Origin of the sequence: Herbiconiux solani NBRC 106740 (assembly GCF_001571005.1) — a bacterium.
Classification (GTDB): Bacteria; Actinomycetota; Actinomycetes; order Actinomycetales; family Microbacteriaceae; genus Herbiconiux; species Herbiconiux solani.
This window is the reverse complement of record NZ_BCST01000010.1, coordinates 69,916-86,370: the sequence shown is the minus strand read 5'-3', so window position 1 is coordinate 86,370 and position 16,455 is coordinate 69,916. Positions and strand designations below refer to the sequence as shown.

Annotated in this window: 15 protein-coding genes, 1 tRNA gene and 1 pseudogene; 6 read left to right on the top strand and 11 right to left on the bottom strand. The window is 69.5% G+C overall.

Annotated elements, in window-relative coordinates:
• Window positions 1–99: 99 nt before the first annotated feature.
• On the bottom strand, window positions 100–717 hold the full coding sequence (gene tmk, locus HSO01S_RS16695) for a dTMP kinase (protein WP_066043445.1): 618 nt from the start codon (window positions 715–717) through the stop codon (window positions 100–102).
• Window positions 714–3,674, bottom strand: a complete 2,961-nt coding sequence (gene topA, locus HSO01S_RS16690; RefSeq protein WP_066043444.1) for a type I DNA topoisomerase — start codon at window positions 3,672–3,674, stop codon at window positions 714–716. Before topA ends, tmk begins: the two co-directional genes overlap by 4 nt.
• Before the next feature lie 182 nt (window positions 3,675–3,856).
• Here topA and HSO01S_RS16685 point away from each other — a divergent pair, with 182 nt between their 5' ends.
• Complete coding sequence (locus tag HSO01S_RS16685; protein WP_066043443.1) at window positions 3,857–4,090, top strand: hypothetical protein; 234 nt, start codon at window positions 3,857–3,859, stop codon at window positions 4,088–4,090.
• Between the two features lie 111 nt (window positions 4,091–4,201).
• On the opposite strand, the pseudogene HSO01S_RS19555 reads toward HSO01S_RS16685, so the two are convergent.
• A pseudogene (locus HSO01S_RS19555) lies at window positions 4,202–4,408 on the bottom strand (pilus assembly protein TadG-related protein); the annotation flags it as partial.
• Between HSO01S_RS19555 and HSO01S_RS19550 the strand changes: the two are divergent.
• Window positions 4,361–4,519 carry a hypothetical protein gene (locus tag HSO01S_RS19550; RefSeq protein ID WP_245636042.1) on the top strand — a complete coding sequence of 53 codons (159 nt, stop codon included), beginning with the start codon at window positions 4,361–4,363 and terminating at the stop codon, window positions 4,517–4,519. The pseudogene HSO01S_RS19555 and the gene HSO01S_RS19550 overlap by 48 nt on opposite strands.
• 5 nt (window positions 4,520–4,524) lie before the next feature.
• Here the strand turns inward: HSO01S_RS19550 and HSO01S_RS16680 are convergent, their stop codons facing one another.
• The 4 genes from HSO01S_RS16680 to HSO01S_RS16665 all read right to left on the bottom strand — a co-directional run bounded on the left by HSO01S_RS16680 (window position 4,525) and on the right by HSO01S_RS16665 (window position 7,312).
• Window positions 4,525–4,851 carry a TadE family type IV pilus minor pilin gene (locus HSO01S_RS16680; protein WP_245636041.1) on the bottom strand — a complete coding sequence of 109 codons (327 nt, stop codon included), beginning with the start codon at window positions 4,849–4,851 and terminating at the stop codon, window positions 4,525–4,527.
• 40 nt (window positions 4,852–4,891) lie between these two features.
• On the bottom strand, window positions 4,892–5,155 hold the full coding sequence (locus tag HSO01S_RS16675) for a DUF4244 domain-containing protein (protein ID WP_084361784.1): 264 nt from the start codon (window positions 5,153–5,155) through the stop codon (window positions 4,892–4,894).
• Between the two features lie 67 nt (window positions 5,156–5,222).
• Window positions 5,223–6,191, bottom strand: a complete 969-nt coding sequence (locus HSO01S_RS16670) for a type II secretion system F family protein (protein WP_066043441.1) — start codon at window positions 6,189–6,191, stop codon at window positions 5,223–5,225.
• Window positions 6,192–6,238: 47 nt separating this feature from the next.
• Window positions 6,239–7,312, bottom strand: coding sequence for a TadA family conjugal transfer-associated ATPase (locus HSO01S_RS16665; protein ID WP_084361782.1), 1,074 nt, complete (start codon window positions 7,310–7,312; stop codon window positions 6,239–6,241).
• A 469-nt stretch (window positions 7,313–7,781) separates the two neighbouring features.
• On the opposite strand from HSO01S_RS16665, the gene acs reads away from it, so the two are divergent.
• Complete coding sequence (gene acs, locus HSO01S_RS16660) at window positions 7,782–9,752, top strand: acetate--CoA ligase (RefSeq protein WP_066043440.1); 1,971 nt, start codon at window positions 7,782–7,784, stop codon at window positions 9,750–9,752.
• Window positions 9,753–9,798: 46 nt separating this feature from the next.
• Here acs and HSO01S_RS16655 read toward each other — a convergent pair whose 3' ends face one another.
• Both HSO01S_RS16655 and sp36 read right to left on the bottom strand, forming a co-directional pair.
• Window positions 9,799–10,272 (bottom strand): RidA family protein, encoded by a 474-nt coding sequence (locus HSO01S_RS16655; RefSeq protein WP_066043439.1) that lies wholly within the window; start codon window positions 10,270–10,272, stop codon window positions 9,799–9,801.
• A 27-nt stretch (window positions 10,273–10,299) separates the two neighbouring features.
• Entirely contained in the window at window positions 10,300–10,455 is a 156-nt protein-coding gene (gene sp36, locus HSO01S_RS18875; RefSeq protein ID WP_157079130.1) for a Sp36 family protein, read from the bottom strand.
• A gap of 111 nt (window positions 10,456–10,566) precedes the next feature.
• Here sp36 and HSO01S_RS16650 point away from each other — a divergent pair, with 111 nt between their 5' ends.
• The 3 genes from HSO01S_RS16650 (at window position 10,567) to HSO01S_RS16640 (ending at window position 14,159) form a co-directional block, all read left to right on the top strand.
• Complete coding sequence (locus HSO01S_RS16650) at window positions 10,567–13,026, top strand: transglycosylase domain-containing protein (RefSeq protein WP_157079129.1); 2,460 nt, start codon at window positions 10,567–10,569, stop codon at window positions 13,024–13,026.
• Between the two features lie 36 nt (window positions 13,027–13,062).
• On the top strand, window positions 13,063–13,995 hold the full coding sequence (locus HSO01S_RS16645; RefSeq protein ID WP_066043437.1) for a metallophosphoesterase: 933 nt from the start codon (window positions 13,063–13,065) through the stop codon (window positions 13,993–13,995).
• 90 nt (window positions 13,996–14,085) lie between these two features.
• Window positions 14,086–14,159, top strand: a tRNA-Pro gene (locus HSO01S_RS16640).
• 327 nt (window positions 14,160–14,486) lie between these two features.
• Here the strand turns inward: HSO01S_RS16640 and HSO01S_RS16635 are convergent.
• Both HSO01S_RS16635 and HSO01S_RS16630 read right to left on the bottom strand, forming a co-directional pair.
• Entirely contained in the window at window positions 14,487–15,098 is a 612-nt protein-coding gene (locus HSO01S_RS16635; RefSeq protein WP_066043436.1) for a thymidine kinase, read from the bottom strand.
• A gap of 251 nt (window positions 15,099–15,349) precedes the next feature.
• The gene (locus tag HSO01S_RS16630; RefSeq protein ID WP_066043435.1) at window positions 15,350–16,453 is read right to left on the bottom strand and encodes an Rv2578c family radical SAM protein; all 1,104 of its coding nucleotides are present in this window, start codon (window positions 16,451–16,453) and stop codon (window positions 15,350–15,352) included.
• Between the last annotated feature and the right edge of the window lie 2 nt (window positions 16,454–16,455).

Sequence of the window (16,455 nt, the reverse complement as noted above, 5' to 3'; positions counted from 1 at the left end):
TCGTCCGCCCCTGACAGCCGGCCGCCGTGACAGCTTCCTCGGAGCCCCGGTCTGGAGGAGCCCCGCTCCGGAGGAGCCCCGCTCCGGAGGAGCCCCGCTCTAGAGCAGAGGGGCGACGCGCTCCAGGATGACGGCCGCGATCTCGTCCGGGGGCAGCGAGGCGTCGACGACCAGGAAGCGCCCGGGCTCGGCGGCTGCGAGCTCGAGGAAAGCCGCGCGCACCCGCCGGTGGAAGTCGCTCTTCTCGGCTTCGAGACGGTCGAACCGCTTGTTGGCGCTGTCCAGCCGCTCGCGGGCACGGTCCTCGTCGAGGTCGAGCAGCACGGTCAGGTCCGGCAGCAGCCCCTCGGCCGCCCAGAGCGAGAGGTCGCGGATCTCGCCCGCATCCAATACCCGCCCGGCGCCCTGGTAGGCGACCGAGGAGTCGAGATAGCGATCCTGCACCACGATCTCGTCGCGTTCGAGAGCCGGGCGCACCTTCGTCGCGATGTGGTGGGCACGGTCGGCGGCGTAGAGCAGCGCCTCGGCCCGGGGGCTGATGTCGCCGCGGCTGTGCAGCACGATCTCGCGCACCTCGACGCCGAACTCGGTACCGCCGGGCTCGCGGGTGCGCACCACGACACGGCCCTGCTCGATGAGCCAGGCCTCGAGCGCGGAGGCCTGCGTGGTCTTGCCCGCGCCGTCACCGCCCTCGAGGGTGATGAAGAGGCCGGTCACTTCTCGGGAGCGGGTTTCGGTGCGGCGGTCTTGGCGGCCGTGGTCTTGGCGGCCGTGGTCTTCGCCGCGGTCGTCTTGGCTGCAGTCGTCCGGGTCGCCGGCTTCTTGGCCGCGGTCGTCTTCGCCGCGGTCGTCTTGGCCACCGGCTTCTTGGCCGCCGTCGTCTTCGCCGCCGTGGACTTCGCGGCAGGCTTCTTCGCGGCGGGCTTCTTGGCCGTGGGCTTCTTGCCCGTCGCCGGCCCCTTGGCGCGCTTGTCGGCGAGCAGCTGCACGGCACGCTCGAAGTCGACCTCCTCGACGGTCTCGCCGCGCGGGATGGTGGCGTTCGTCACGCCATCCGTCACGTACGGGCCGAAACGGCCGTCCTTCACCCGGATCGGCTTGCCGCTCTCGGGGTCGGCGTCGAACTCCTTGAGCGCCGACGAGGCACGGCGGGCGCCGTACTTCGGCTGCGCGAAGAGCTCGAGCGCTCCGGGGAGGTCGATGTCGAAGATCAGGTCTTCGCTCTCGAGCGAACGGGTGTCGGTACCCTTCTTGAGGTAGGGCCCGAACTTGCCGCCCTGGGCGGTGATCGGCTCACCGGACTCCGGGTCCTCCCCCACCGTGCGCGGCAGGTTCAGCAGGCGCAGAGCGGTGTCGAGGTCGATCGTCGCGAGATCCATCGACTTGAAGAGGGAGGCCGTGCGCGGCTTGACGGCGGCGGCCTTCTTGGCCGGGGCCTTCTTCGCGGGAGCCTTCGTGGCGGTCGCGGTCGCCGTGCCGGTCGCGGTGCTGCCGGCCGATGCCGAGCCCGCCGCATCCGCTTCGGCCTCGGGAACCACCGGGTCGAGCTCGGTGACGTAGGGGCCGAACCGGCCGTCCTTCGCCACGATCTCCTTGCCGTTGTCGGGGTTCACGCCGATGACACGGTCGGTGACGACGGGGGCGTCGACGAGCTCGCGGGCCTTCTCGGGGGTCAGCTCGTCGGGAGCGAGATCCTGCGGCAGGTTGACCCGGCGCGGACTCGCCTCCAGGTCGCCCGAGGGGTCGACGACCTCGAGGTAGGGGCCGTACTTGCCGATGCGCAGCGTGATGTCGTCGGTGATGGCCACGGAGTTGACCGCCTTGGCGTCGATCTCCCCCATGTTGTCGATGACGTTGCGGAGGCCGGGGTGGCCCTCGCTGCCGAAGTAGAAGCCGTTCAGCCAGTCGACGCGATCTTCCTCGCCGTCGGCGATCTTGTCGAGGTCGGCCTCGAGCGCCGCAGTGAAGTCGTAGTCGACGAGTTCGGAGAAGAAGTCCTCGAGCAGGCGCACGACCGAGAAGGCGGTCCAGCTCGGGACCAGCGCCTGGCCGCGCGGGGTGACGTACCCGCGGTCGATGATGGTCGAGATGATGGAGGCGTAGGTCGACGGACGGCCGATGCCGAGCTCGTCCAGCGCCTTGACCAGGCTCGCCTCGGTGTAGCGGGGCGGCGGGGTGGTGTCGTGACCGGCCGCATCCACCTCGACGGCGGCGAGGGCTTGGCCCTCCTTCAGCACGGGCAGCTTGGCCTCGGCGGGCTCGGCCGAAGCGTTGCGCTCCTCGTCACGGCTCTCCTCATAGGCGTGCAGGAAGCCGCGGAAGGTGATGACGGTTCCGGATGCGGAGAACTCGGCCGTCGTGGGGCCGCCGAGCTCGTCGACGGTGACCGGGCCGGCGGCGATGGTGACGGATGCCGTCGACCCCTTCGCGTCGGCCATCTGGGATGCGACGGTGCGCTTCCAGATCAGCTCGTAGAGGCGGAAGTCGTTTCCGCGCAGCACGCCGGACAGCTCGGACGGGGTCTTGAAGACCTCGCCGGCCGGGCGGACGGCCTCGTGGGCCTCCTGCGCGTTCTTGCCCTTGCCGCTGTACAGGCGCGGCTTGTCGGGGATGGTGTCGGCGCCGTAGAGCTTGGTGGCCTGGTTGCGCGCGGCGTTGATCGCCTGCTGCGAGAGCGACGGGGAGTCGGTTCGCATATAGGTGATGTAGCCGTTCTCGTAGAGCGACTGCGCGACGCTCATGGTCTGGCGGGCCGAGAAGCGGAGCTTGCGGGCGGCCTCCTGCTGCAGCGTCGACGTGGTGAACGGCGCGGCGGGGCGACGGGTGTAGGGCTTCGTCTCGAGCGCGGTGACGCGGATGTCGACGCCGTCGGCCTCGAGAGCAGCCTTCAGCGCGGTCGCGGCCGGCTCGCCGAGCGCGACTGCCTTACCCTTCAGCGTGCCGGATTCGTCGTAGTCGCGACCGCTGGCGACGCGCTCGCCGTTCAGGCGCACCAGGCGCGCTTCGAACTTGTCGACATCGGGATGCGCGGCATCCGGGGCGAGCTGGGCCGTCAGGTCCCAGTAATTGGCGCTCGTGAAGGCGAGGCGCTCGCGCTCGCGGTCGACGACCAGGCGGGTCGCGGCGGACTGCACGCGGCCGGCGGACAGGCCGGGGCCGACCTTGCGCCAGAGCACAGGGCTGACCTCGTAGCCGTAGAGGCGGTCGAGGATGCGGCGGGTCTCCTGGGCGTCGACGAGGGCGTCGTCGATCTGCCGGGTGTTGTCGCGGGCGGCCTCGATGGCCTCGCGGGTGATCTCGTGGAAGACCATGCGCTTGACGGGGACCTTGGGCTTCAGCACCTGCAGCAGGTGCCACGCGATGGCCTCGCCCTCGCGGTCTTCATCAGTGGCGAGGTAGAGTTCGTCGGCGCCGGCGAGCGCCTTCTTGAGTTCGGCGACGGTCTTCTTCTTGGCGTCGGAGACGACGTAGTAGGGCTCGAAGCCGTTCTCGACGTCGACGGAGAACTTGCCGAGGGATCCCTTCTTGAGCTCGGCGGGGAGGTTCTTCGGTTCGACCAGATCGCGGATGTGGCCCACGGAGGCAAGCACATCGAAGCCGTCGCCGAGGTACTGGGCGATCGACTTCACCTTCGTCGGTGACTCGACGATGACGAGCTTTCTCGGGCTGGCCAACTTTTCTCCTTATATATGTGGAACCGTTCAGGCACACCATACACACCCCTGACCGGGTGAATGCTAATCGGTCGAAATCGGCGGAAGACGCCCGAAGTCCCCTCCCATTGCGCTCCCGGGGCGGCAGGGCACAATGGGAGCGGAGCATCTGGAACGTCTTCAATGGAGAGGAGCTGATCACGATGACGCCTGTCGACAACGGCAGTTACACCGCGAAGTTCACCGACGGACCCCTGGAGGGCAAGACCCTCCGAACCGACTTCACCGACCAGGGCGAACCCCAGGCCCGGTTGAGCATCCCCGCGTCCTCGAGCGCGAAGAAGTATCTGTACCGGCGGGCCTCGGGCCTCGAGTTCGCCGACTCGGCCCGGCCGAGCGCGGTCGACTACCACTACATCGAGTCCGTCCTCGGCTGAACCCCGTTCTCCGGGCGCTTGTCGGGATGCGGCTGCCGTTCGGGCGACGGCGGGGCCGGCACGGGCGCTCGCGCTGAGCCGGAACCCGAGCGTCTCGGCCTCGACGCTCACCGCGGCCGTGGTCTGCGTGTCGACGGCGCAGGAGGCGAGTCGGGTGTCGAGGGCCTCGGCGACGGAGGCTGCCGCCTCGCACGGCACCCCGGTCAGGCGGCCGGACGCCACATCGGCGGCGGCGAGCGCCGCGGAGTCGGCGGCCCCCTGGAGCCGTTGATGCGCGACCACGACCTGCGCGGCCGCGGCACCCGCTCCGACGAGCATCCCGAGCGCGACGACGAGGAACAGCGCGAGCACGGACCCGGCCCCATCTTCTCTCGCCAGTGCCCTCAGCCGCCGGGGCCGGCGGGCGCTCATGACGTCATCGGGCCGTAGCGTGCTCATGGCGTCGCAGGGAGGGTGTCGTCGTAGGCGCAGCCGCGAGCGCCGAGGTCGATCGCGCCCGCCATCGGGCCCAGCGTCACGGATGCCGTAGCCGTGACGCAGACCAGGAGCCCGTCGCGGCTGACGGCGAGCGCCGCTCCCCCGACGGCATCCTGCAGACGGCTCGCCGCCCTGCTCTCGGACTCGCCCCGCCCCACCAGCCGAGCCGCGTCGGCCGCGGCATCCGTCAGACGCACCTGAGCTGCCCCGACCTGCACGGCGCCGGCGGCGAACGCGAGCACGAGCATCACCGCGGGGAGCACCATCGCGAACTCGGCGGCCACCGACCCCTCGTCGCCCTGCCAGCTATGCGGGCCAGGCGGATCACATCGCCGCGGTGAGCGCACGGTGCACCAGGTCGGTGAGCATCCCTTTGACCTCGTCGCCCCGAAGGATGACGAGCATCAGACCGCCGAACCCGACCGCGGCCAGGAGCACGATCGCATACTCCGCGGTGGCGGCGCCCGTATCGTCCCTGACCGCGAGCCAGAACGGGGCCGGCCGCCGCAGGGCCCGGTCGCCGCCGCGAACCGACCGGCCGGGCCGCGCCCCGGGAGCTGGGCGCGTAGGGAGGGAGAGGAGGGACATAGGACTTTCCTTTCATCGGTGCCGGAGAACGGATGCCCCGCGGCGGGTGGTCTGCATCGTCTTGGGGTTACAGGGGCAGGGCGGTTACGGGGAGGACGGCGGTGGGGAGGATCCCCAGGAGGACGGGCGCGATCGCGAGGAGGATGAAGGCGGGCAGCACGCACGCCCCGAGCGGGATCATCAGCCAGACCTCGAGCGCCGAGGCGCGGCGGAGGGCCGAAGAGACGGCGTCGCGACGGATGCGCGTCGCCTCGCTCCGGAGCAGCTCGACCGGCGGCGCACCCGCCCGCTCGGCCAGGGCTAGGACCTCCCGCGCCTCCTCGAGATCCCGTGTCACGAGCCCCGTGAGGCGATACGCCTCCTCGAGATTCCGCATCACGAGCCCCGTGCGGCGATACGCCTTCTCGACCAGCGCGATCGCGTGCGCCGGCGAGACGCCTCCTGTCGCCGCGACGGCCACGAGGTCGAGCGCGAGCCCGGGGCACGACGGGAGCGAGCGCGCGCGGCGGAGCAGCCGTCTACTCCACAGGTGACCGAGGAGCATGAGCCCGAGCCCCGCCGCGAGGCACGAGAGCCCGGCCGGTGTCTGGAGGAGGATGTGCATGGTATCGAGTCCGAGAAGCGATCCCCCGGCGACCGCCACCACGGGGAGGGCGAGCACCAGTCGCGCAGTCGCCGTCGGCCCGGCGAGGGCGGCCGCGGTCTGGCGTTCGACGGCTCCCGCCATCGACAACGACTCGGCGATGCGGCCGAGGCAGTCGCGGAGCGGGGCTCCCGCTTCCGTCGCCACCGACCAGGCCGCGGCGAGCATCTGCCACGACTCCGCGATCGGTGTCGGCAGGCGACCCGGAGCATGCCGGGCTCTCTGGCGGCTCACGGCGAGCACCGCCTCGATCGCTGCGGCCGGCCCAACGCCGTCCGCGACACGTCCGGCCACGGCGAGCACGACCGGATCGGCGCTCACCTCCCCCACGTACACCCACGCCCGCGCCGGCGTGACCCCCGCGCCCACGAGCGCGGCCAGCCGCTCGACCACCGCGCCCAGCTCCTCGCTGGCCGGCCTCCCCTCACCCCGACGCCCCATCACGCGGCCAGGGGGGTGATGGCGAGGCGGTCGCGGGAGTCGAAGGTCAGGCGGCCGAAGGACTCGATCTCGCGACCCGTCGACGTGCGGCGGAGGTGGCAGACGAGGCCGATCGCACTGACCGCCTGCCGTGCGATCGCCGCGCCGTCGAGGCCGGCGAGCGCACCGAGCGCCTCCAGCCGCGCCGGAACGTCGTCGAGGGTGTTGGCGTGCAAGGTGCCGGCGCCACCGTCGTGGCCGGTGTTGAGGGCCGACAGCAGCTCACGGATCTCGGCGCCACGGCACTCGCCGAGCACCAGCCGATCCGGACGCATCCGCAGCGCCTGGCGCAACAGCTCGGCCAGCCCGACCCCGCCGGCGCCCTCGAGGTTGGGCTGACGGGCCTCAAGCGCCACCACATGGGGATGGGCGATCCGCAGCTCGGTCACGTCCTCGATCACCACGATCCGGTCGGCCGGATCGGCGGAGGCGAGGAGCGCCGAGAGCAGCGTCGTCTTGCCGCTGCCCGCCGCACCCGTCACCAGCACGTTGGTGCGCGCCGCAACGGCTTCGTCGATCAGAGCCCGCCGAGCTCGCGACACCCCGGACGGCCCGGACAGCCCGGTCAGCGCGGGAAGCTCGGCCGGCGATCCTCCCCCGCCCGCCGCCCCGAACATCCCCCGCCGTTCCAGGTCGTCGAGCGAGGGAAAGCCGCGCTGCGGCACCCGCACCGAGAGGTGCGTGCCGCCGACCGCGATCGGGGGAAGCGCGACGTGCACCCGCATCCCCTCCACCCGCACGTCGGTGCAGGGCGACGCCTCGTCGACGTGCCGACCACCGCGCGCGACGAGGCGCACCGCGAAGGCGCGCAGGCTCTCCTCGCTCGGGCACGTCCACGGGGTCTCGCGGCGAGCGCCTCCCCCGCGGTCGACCCAGAGTTCGCGGTGGCCGTTGACGAACACGTCGGTGACGGCGGGATCGGCGAGAGTAGTGGCGAGCGGCCCGAAGACGGCTTCGAGGTGGGCGAGATCACGGAGTGTCGGCGGGTCGGGCAGGGCGGGCGGCGCGGGCGACGGAAGGAGTACCGGAGGCATGGCAGAACGGTACGAAGAAAGACGCGCCACCAGGACGGGCACCATCGATCTGTGGACACGAGCCCGCCACGAGCATCCGGTGCAGAACCCGACGACCGGATGGCCGAACAGCCGGATGGCCGGACAGCCAGATGGCCGAACAGCCAATAAAAGTGCCACGCCACCAGACGCAACGCCGCTTAAAAGAGAAGGGGCGGCACCCAATGGGGGGAAGGGTGCCGCCGCAGCAACGCTGGATTGGGGGGAATCACTATTGCGTTGCATCCGAACACGAGGTCCGGTGAGAACGAGTTTACCCGCTCGTAACATCGGCACAAACCACCCCAGCGAATTCTCAGTGATCTACGGCTGAACCGGGGTCCGCGCATCTTCCAGACTGTGCAACTCGGCGCAACGAAGGCACCCCCGGGCCGACGCGAGGGTGCAGTATCGTCGGGTACCGAGCGATCGCGAAGGAGCGAGTACGAGCATGACAGCCGACGACATCGACAACCTGCTGCACGAGGCCCGGCGGTTCCCGCCCCCCGCCGACTTCAGCCAGAACGCCGTGGCCACGGCCGAGCTCTACGAGAAGGCGCGCTCCGAGGGCGGCCCCGAGTTCTGGGCCGGACAGGCCCGCGACCTCCTGCACTGGCACAAGCCCTTCACGACGGCCCTCGACTGGTCGAACCCGCCCTTCGCGAAGTGGTTCGACGACGGCGAGCTGAACGTGGCCTACAACTGCCTCGACCGGCACGTGCTCGCCGGCAACGGCGACCGGGTCGCCATCCACTGGGAGGGCGAGCCCGGAGACTCGAAGAGCTTCACCTACGCCGAACTCACCGCGGAGGTGAAGAAGGCGGCCAACCTCCTCACCGCGCTCGGGGTCGAGCAGGGCGACCGGGTCGCGATCTACCTCCCGCTGATCCCCGAGGCGGTCATCGCGATGCTCGCCGTGGCCCGCCTCGGCGCTGTGCACTCCGTGATCTTCGGCGGTTTCAGCGCCGAGAGCATCCGTTCGCGGGTGGATGACGCGGGCGCCAAGCTCGTGATCACCGCCGACGGCGGCTACCGCAAGGGCAAGTCCTTCCCGCTGAAGCCCGCCGTCGACAAGGCGCTGGAACCGGACGCGGACGGCGGCACGAGCACCGTCTCGACCGTGCTCGTGGTCAAGCGCACCGGCGGCGACGTCGACTGGCACGACGGCCGCGACCTGTGGTGGGACGAGGAGATCGCCCAGGTCGACGCCGAGCACGAGGCCAAGCCGTTCCCGGCCGAGAATCCGCTCTTCATCCTCTACACCTCCGGCACAACCGGGAAGCCGAAGGGAATCCTCCACAGTTCCGGCGGCTACCTCACCCAGGCCTCGTTCACGCACAAGACTGTGTTCGACCTGAAGCCGGAGGAGGATGTCTATTGGTCGACCGCAGACGTGGGCTGGATCACCGGCCACTCCTATGTCGTGTACGGGCCGCTCGCGAACGGCGCGACCGAGGTCATCTACGAGGGCACGCCGGACACTCCGCATCCGGGGCGCTGGTGGGAGATCGTCGAGAAGTACAAGGTCTCGATCCTGTACGCCGCGCCCACGGCGATCCGCACGTTCATGAAGCTGGGTCGGCAGATCCCGCAGGAGTTCGACCTGTCGAGCCTCCGCCTCCTCGGCAGCGTGGGCGAGCCGATCAACCCCGAGGCGTGGGTCTGGTACCGCGACGTCATCGGGGCCGGCACGACCCCGATCGTCGACACCTGGTGGCAGACCGAGACGGGCGCGATCATGATCAGTGCGCTCCCGGGGGTGACGACGCTGAAGCCCGGCTCCGCCCAGGTCGCGATCCCGGGCATCGCCGTCGATGTCGTCGACGAGCGCCTGCGTTCGGCCGGGCCCGACCAGGGCGGGCTGCTCGTGATCACGCAGCCGTGGCCGAGCATGCTCCGCGGGATCTGGGGCGACCCCGAGCGCTTCATCGAGACCTACTGGTCGAAGTTCGGGCCCACGACCTATTTCGCCGGCGACGGCGCCCGCTTCGACAAAGACGGCGACATCTGGCTGCTGGGCCGGGTCGACGACGTGATGAATGTCTCAGGCCACCGCCTGTCGACGGCCGAGATCGAGTCGAGCCTGGTGTCGCATCCGATGGTCGCCGAGGCGGCAGTCGTGGGCGCATCGGACGAGACGACGGGCCAGGCGGTCGTCGCCTTCGTCATCACGAGGGCCAGCCAAGCGGATGCCGCGGGGGCCGACGACGCCGCAGCGGTGCTGCGGGCTCACGTCGCCGCCCAGATCGGCGCCATCGCGCGCCCGCGCCAGGTGTTCATCGTCAGCGAGCTGCCGAAGACGCGTTCGGGCAAGATCATGCGCCGCCTGCTGCGGGATGTCGCGGAGGGCCGCGAGATCGGCGACACGACGACGCTGGCCGACACGCAGGTGATGACGATCATCAGCCAGACGATGCGCTGACCCGGCGGGGGCGGTGGGGCCGGCGGGAGCCGCCGGTCCCCGCGCCTCAGCGGAACTCGGCGATGATCTCCACCTCGACCGGCGAGTCGAGCGGCAGCACCGCCACGCCCACCGCCGACCGCGCGTGCACCCCGGCGTCGCCGAAGACCTCCATCAAGAACTCCGACGCCCCGTTGATCACGCCGGGCTGGCCGGTGAACGACGGGTCGGACGCGACGAACCCGGTCACCTTGACGATCCGGGTCACCCGGTCGAGCGAGCCGATCGCGCTCTCCACGGCCGCGAGCGCGTTGAGGGCCGCGGTGCGGGCGAACTCCTTCGCCTCGGCCGGGGGCACGAGCGTGTCGGCACCCTCGCCGACCTTGCCCGTGCGGGAGAGGGCACCGCCCACGAAGGGCAGCTGCCCCGCGGTGAAGACGAGCGACCCGCTGACGACGGCCGGCACGTAGGCCCCGGCGGGTGCGGAGACGGTGGGGACGGTGACGCCGAGCTCGCTCAGGCGTGCAGAGATCTGGGACATGCGCCTACGCTAGCGCCCTGCCCCCGGCTACGCCGCGAGCGGCCGCTTGAGGTACGCCACGAGCCCACCCTCGGGCCCGGTCACGATCTGCACCAGCTCCCACCCCTCAGAACCCCAGGTGTTCAGGATTCCGGTGGTGTTGTGGATCATGAGCGGTGTCGTCACGTACTCCCAGTTCGGCACGGGCGGCCCTTCTCTCGGCTATTCCTAGGTTTGTCACTTACCCTTGATCCTATGTCTGCCCCGAAAGCCACGGCTAGCGGTGTGGTCGGAGCCATTCTGGGCATCGTGGGTATGAGCGCAATCGCGGGCATCCTCGTCACAGCCATGGTCACGCCCGCACTCGCTGTCACCGGCATTGCCGCGAACAACTCCATCGGTATGTTCGAGAACCTGCCGAGCTACATCAAGCCCGACGCCCTCGCCGAGAAGACCAACATCTACGCGAAGAAGAGCGACGGCAGCCCCGTGCTGCTCGCGTCGGTCTTCGAGCAGGACCGCGAAGAGGTCGGCTGGAACGACATCTCGCAGTTCGTGAAGGACGCGGTCATCGCGACCGAGGATCCGCGTTTCTACAGCCACGGTGGTGTCGACATCACGTCCACCCTGCGTGCGGCCGCGCAGAACGCCGCCGACACCGGTTCGAGCGGTGCGTCGACGATCTCGATGCAGTACGTGCGCAACATCCAGGTGCAGAAGGCCGAGGCCATCCAGGACGAGGCCGAGCGCGACGCCGCCTACAAGGAGGCGACGAAGACCACCCTCGATCGCAAGCTCAAGGAGATCAAGCTCGCGATCGGTCTGGAGAAGGAGTACTCGAAGGACGACATCCTCCTCGGATACCTCAACATCGCTCCGTTCGGCGGCCGGGTCTACGGCATCCAGTCGGCCGCCCAGTACTACTTCGGCGTCAACGCCTCCGACCTCACCCTCGCGCAGGCCGCGAGCCTCGTGGCCACGGTTAACGAACCCAACGGGCTCCGGATCGACATCCCGGCCGACCAGGGCACGAACATCGCCGACAACCAGGCGCGTCGCGACAAGGACGTCCTGCCGTCGATGCTCAAAGAGCACAAGATCACGCAGGCGCAGTACGACGAGGCGATCGCCACCCCGGTGACGCCGAACATCGTCGAGCCCTCGACCGGCTGCCAGACGGCCAACCCGATCGCGGCCGGCTTCTTCTGCGACTACGTGACGCACATCGTGAAGAACGACCCCGCCTTCGGTGCCGACGAGGACACCCGCTGGAACAACTTCAAGACCGGCGGCTACCAGATCTACACGACCCTCGACGTCGAGCTGCAGGGCGCGGCGATGAGCGCGGTCAACAACTACGTGCCGAAGACCTACGACTTCGACCTCGGCGCCTCGCTGACCACCGTGCAGCCGGGCACCGGCAAGGTGCTCGCCATGGTCCAGAACAAGGACTACAGCGCCGATCCCGAGGTGACCGCCTCGAACGCCGGCGCCTCGGCCATCAACTACAGCACCGACTTCGACTACGGCGGATCGACGGGATTCCAGGTCGGTTCGACCTACAAGATCTTCACCCTCGCGGAGTGGCTGAAGACCGGCCACTCGCTGAACGACATCGTGAACGGCAGTCCGGGCACGCTGAATCTCGCCCAGTTCAAGGACAGCTGCACCGGCGGCAACGGCGGTACCTACTCGGTGAAGAACGACGGCGGGGCGAACCCCGGCAACGTCTCGGTGCTGAACGCGACCCGAGACTCGGTCAACCTCGCCTACCTCCGGATGGCACAGAAGCTCGACCAGTGCGAGATCCGCAAGACCGCCGAGGCCTTCGGCGTGCACCGGGCGGACAACAACCCGCTCGTCGAGCTGCCCTCCGCGGTGCTCGGCACGAACGAGATCGCCCCGCTGACCATGGCCGCCGCCTTCGCTGGCGTCGCCAACGGCGGCGTGTTCTGCACCCCGATCGCGATCGACAAGATCCTCGACTCCTCGGGCAACGAGCTGCCGGTTCCCCAGAGCACCTGCACCCAGGCCGTCGACCCGAACGTCGCAGCCACGATGGCCTACGCCATGGCGACCGTGATCAACTCGGGTACGGCCACCGCGTCGAACCCGAACGACGGCATCCCGCACATCGGTAAGACCGGTACCACCGACTCCGAGAAGGACACCTGGTTCGTCGGAGCGTCGACGACGCTCGCGACCGCGGTCTGGGTCGGCAACGTGGTCGGCACCGTCTCCATCCGTAACACCTCGATCGACGGGGTGAGCGGCGGAAACGTGCGGCACGCGGTGTGGAAGCAGTACATGACGGATGCCGACGGCAAGTTCCCCGGTGGCGCCTTCCCGACGGCCGACACCAAACTGCTGAACGGCGTGCAGGTCCCGATCCCCAACCTCGGTGGGATGACCATCGACGCGGCCAAGGCGGCGCTGACCTCGGCCGGCTTCGACTTCCAGGACGGCGGAGCGATCGACGGAGCGGCAGCGGCCGGCGCGGTCGAGAGCTACTCGCCGAGCGGCACGGCCTCGAAGGGCTCGAGCATCACGGTCTACACCTCGAACGGTCAGCTCCGGACGATCCCGAACATCGTGGGCCTCTCGCCGAACGCGGCGCTGGGTGTGCTCTCCTCCTCCGGGATCGGGCTCAGCCAGGTGCAGTGGGACGGTCCGAGCGACAGCTCGGCGCGGGTCACCGGGACGAACCCCGGCGCCGGCAACCCGATCCGTGCCGGAAGCGACATCCTGCGCATCTCGACCGCCAAGGCCGGTTAGGCCGGACGAGATGCATCACACCGTGAGCACCCGCTCGTGACCACCGGCACACGGGCTGCCGCGACCGCCCTGGGCGTCGTCGCGGCAGCCGGCGCCGCCGCGTTCACCTACGGGGTCGTGGTCGAGCGCACCCAGTACACGCTGCGCACGGCGACGGTGGAGGTGCTGCCAGCCGGATCCACCCCGATCCGGGTGCTGCACCTCTCCGACCTCCACATGGCCCCGTGGCAGGAGGACAAGCAGCAGTGGGTGAGCGAGCTCGCCCGCCTGGCGCCCGACCTCGTGGTCGACACCGGCGACAACCTGGGCCATCGCGACGGCCTCACCGGCATCCGCTCGGCTCTGGATGCCTTCGCCGGCATCCCCGGCGTCTACGTCAACGGCTCGAACGACTACTTCGGACCCACCCTGAAGAACCCGCTGCGGTACTTCATGGGCCCGTCGAAGCACCCGGCGACGGTCGAGCGGCTCGACACCCCGGCTCTGGAGGGCTACTTCGCCTCGTTGGGGTGGAAGAACCTGAACAACCGCGCGGTCACCCTCGAGATCAACGGCACGATCATCGACTTCTTCGGAGTCGACGACCCGCACCGGCATTTCGACCGGCTCGACCGAATCCCGGGAGCACTCGACGAGCTCCGCGAGGAGGACGACCGGGGGCCCCGCGTCACGATCGGTGTCGCCCACGCTCCGTACCAGTACGTGCTCAACTCCTTCGTCACCCACGGGGCCGAGGTGATCTTCGCCGGTCACACGCACGGCGGCCAGGTCTGCGTGCCGGGCTTCGGGGCCCTGGTCACCAATTGCGACATCCCCCGCGACCAGGTCAAGGGGCTGAGCCTCTGGCGACGCGGCTTCCACTCCGCGTACCTCAACGTCTCGGCGGGCCTCGGAACCTCGATCTACGCGCCGTTCCGTTTCGCCTGCCGCCCCGAGGCGACGCTGCTCACGCTCGCGCCCAAGCCCTGACCAGAGGGCCGGCGCGGAGGCGTTCTCGGGACGCCGGATTATCGGCTATCCTTATTGAGGCCTCAGCTGCGGAGACGTAGCGAACCACTTCGGGGTGTGGCGCAGCTTGGTAGCGCGCCTCGTTCGGGACGAGGAGGTCGTGGGTTCGAATCCCGCTACCCCGACAGTAAGAAAACGAGAAACCGGCTGGAGACTGAGTCTCCGGCCGGTTTCTCGTTTCCCGGTCGCCCCGTGTCCGAGGGTGATACGGAGGATGAAAACGAGCTCGAGCATCCGGAGGGATCTTCGGCCCGACGTACTCTCGAACAGTTCCGACCAGCGGAGCGGGAAGTCGGGAGTCGTCGTGGAGCTAGTGACCGTCATCGGGATCATCGCCGCATCCTGGCTCGCCATCGCCACGGCCATCGCCGTCGTCATCGGCAAGTCGATCTCGCTGCGCGACCGCGTGCGCTGACCCGTCAGGTCACGCCCGTCAGGTCACGCCCGTCAGGTCACGCCCGGCCGAGAACCCCGTGCGACTCCTCGAGGTAGCAGGCGCCGCAGAGCGACTCGTACGTCACGTCCTGGCCGTCGATCGCGACCTGCTCGCCGTCGAAGACGTACCGGTCGCCGATCCGCCGGGCGTTGAAGATCGCCTTCCGGCCGCACCGGCAGATCGTCTTCAGTTCTTCGAGGCTGTGCGCCACCTCGAGCAGACGGATGCTGCCCGGGAAGCCGGCGGTCTGGAAATCGCTGCGGATGCCGTAGGCGAGCACAGGGACACCGTCCATGATCGCGATCCGGAGGGCGTCGTCGACCTGGGCCGGAGTGAGGAACTGCGCCTCGTCGATCAGCAGGCAGCTGATGTCGACCCCGGTCTCGCGAAGGGCTCGGGCACGGCGTTCGGCGAACTCGGCGCGCACGTCGGTGTCGGGAGCGATCAGAAAGTCGGCATCCCGCGTCACACCGAGCCGCGAGACGATCCGCATGTCGCCCTTGGTGTCGATGGAGGGCTTCGCGATCAGCACGTGCTGACCGCGCTCCTCGTAATTGTAGGCAGCCTGGAGCATCGCGGTGCTCTTGCCGCTGTTCATCGCCCCGAACCGGAAATACAGTTTCGCCACCCGAATACCCTAGCTCGCGCATCGCACTCGCCGGTCGGGGGTGAGCGTCCGGGTGAATTGCCAGCCGAAATGCAGGGCTCATGGGGAAATCGGGCGCACCATGGTCACATCAGTTCACCCGAATTGGAGACTGGCCGCCGAATCCCCATCCTCGGCCGGTCTCGTGGCCGGTCGTGCGGTTCCCCATCCGCGACCGGCCACTTCTCTGTCCGGCGCCAGAACAGCATCCGGCGTCAGAACAGCATCCGGCGTCAGAACAGCATGGGCTGCGAATCCCCGACGGGCCCGAAGCTCGGCAGCACCGACGCCGGCGCGAACCCCACCGGCGCGAATCCGCCTGGGGCGGATCTCGTCGGCGCGGCCTGCGACCACGAGGGTCCTCCGGTCGTCCCGGCCGGACGCGCGCGATTCAGCCCGTGCTTCCGCATCAGCGGCTTCGCCCGGGCCGCGAGCCACTCGCGGTACTCCTTGGGCGCATAAGCGCCCTTGGCGTAGATGCGGGCGTACGGCGAGACGAGTTCAGGATGCTCGCGCTCGAGCCAGGCGAAGAACCACTGCCTGACCCCCGGCTTGAGGTGCAGCGCCGAGTAGACCACGCTCGAGGCGCCGGAGGCTGCCGCCATCCCGAACGCGCGGTCGAGGTGCTCGACGGTGTCGGTGAGCAGCGGCAGCACGGGCATCAGGAACACCTGGCACTCCAGGCCCCGCTCGCGCACGGCCGAGACCGTGGCCAGCCGCGCCTTGGTGCTCGGCGTGCCTGGCTCGATCGACTGCTGCAGCTCGTCGTCGTAGATCGCGATCGACATCGCGATGCTGACCGGCACGACCTCGGCCGCCTCGGAGATCAGGTCGAGGTCGCGGCGGAGGAGCGAGCCCTTCGTGAGGATCGAGAACGGGGTGCCCGACCCGGCCAGGGCCCGGATGATCGACGGCATCAGGGCGTAGCGGCCCTCGGCGCGCTGATAGGGATCGGTGTTCGTGCCGAGTGCGACCGCGGGATGCTTCCACGACTTCTTCGCGAGCTCGCGCTCGAGCACCTCGCCGACGTTGACCTTCACCACGATCTGCTGGTCGAAGTCCTTGCCCTCGTCGAACTCGAGGTAGGAGTGCGTCGGACGGGCGAAGCAGTAGACGCAGGCGTGCGAGCAGCCGCGGTAGGGATTGATCGTCCAGGCGAAGGGCATGACGGTGCTGGCGCCGGGCACGTGGTTGAGCGCGCTCTTGGCGAGCACCTCGTGGAACGTGATGCCCGCGAACTCCGGGGTCTGCACGCTCCGCACGAGGTTGTTCAGCCGGGCGAGCCCGGGGAGAGCCGTGGGTGCCTCGGCGACGAGGGTCTGTCCGTTCCAGCGCATGC

Coding starts and splice junctions, on each gene's coding strand:
- HSO01S_RS19550 (WP_245636042.1), top strand. CDS start 4,361: ATGCGCGACCACGACCTGCGCGGCCGCGGCACCCGCTCCGACGAGCAT.
- HSO01S_RS16665 (WP_084361782.1), bottom strand. CDS start 7,312: ATGCCTCCGGTACTCCTTCCGTCGCCCGCGCCGCCCGCCCTGCCCGAC.
- HSO01S_RS16650 (WP_157079129.1), top strand. CDS start 10,567: ATGAGCGCAATCGCGGGCATCCTCGTCACAGCCATGGTCACGCCCGCA.
- HSO01S_RS16675 (WP_084361784.1), bottom strand. CDS start 5,155: ATGTCCCTCCTCTCCCTCCCTACGCGCCCAGCTCCCGGGGCGCGGCCC.
- acs (WP_066043440.1), top strand. CDS start 7,782: ATGACAGCCGACGACATCGACAACCTGCTGCACGAGGCCCGGCGGTTC.
- HSO01S_RS16685 (WP_066043443.1), top strand. CDS start 3,857: ATGACGCCTGTCGACAACGGCAGTTACACCGCGAAGTTCACCGACGGA.
- HSO01S_RS16630 (WP_066043435.1), bottom strand. CDS start 16,453: ATGCGCTGGAACGGACAGACCCTCGTCGCCGAGGCACCCACGGCTCTC.
- HSO01S_RS16655 (WP_066043439.1), bottom strand. CDS start 10,272: ATGTCCCAGATCTCTGCACGCCTGAGCGAGCTCGGCGTCACCGTCCCC.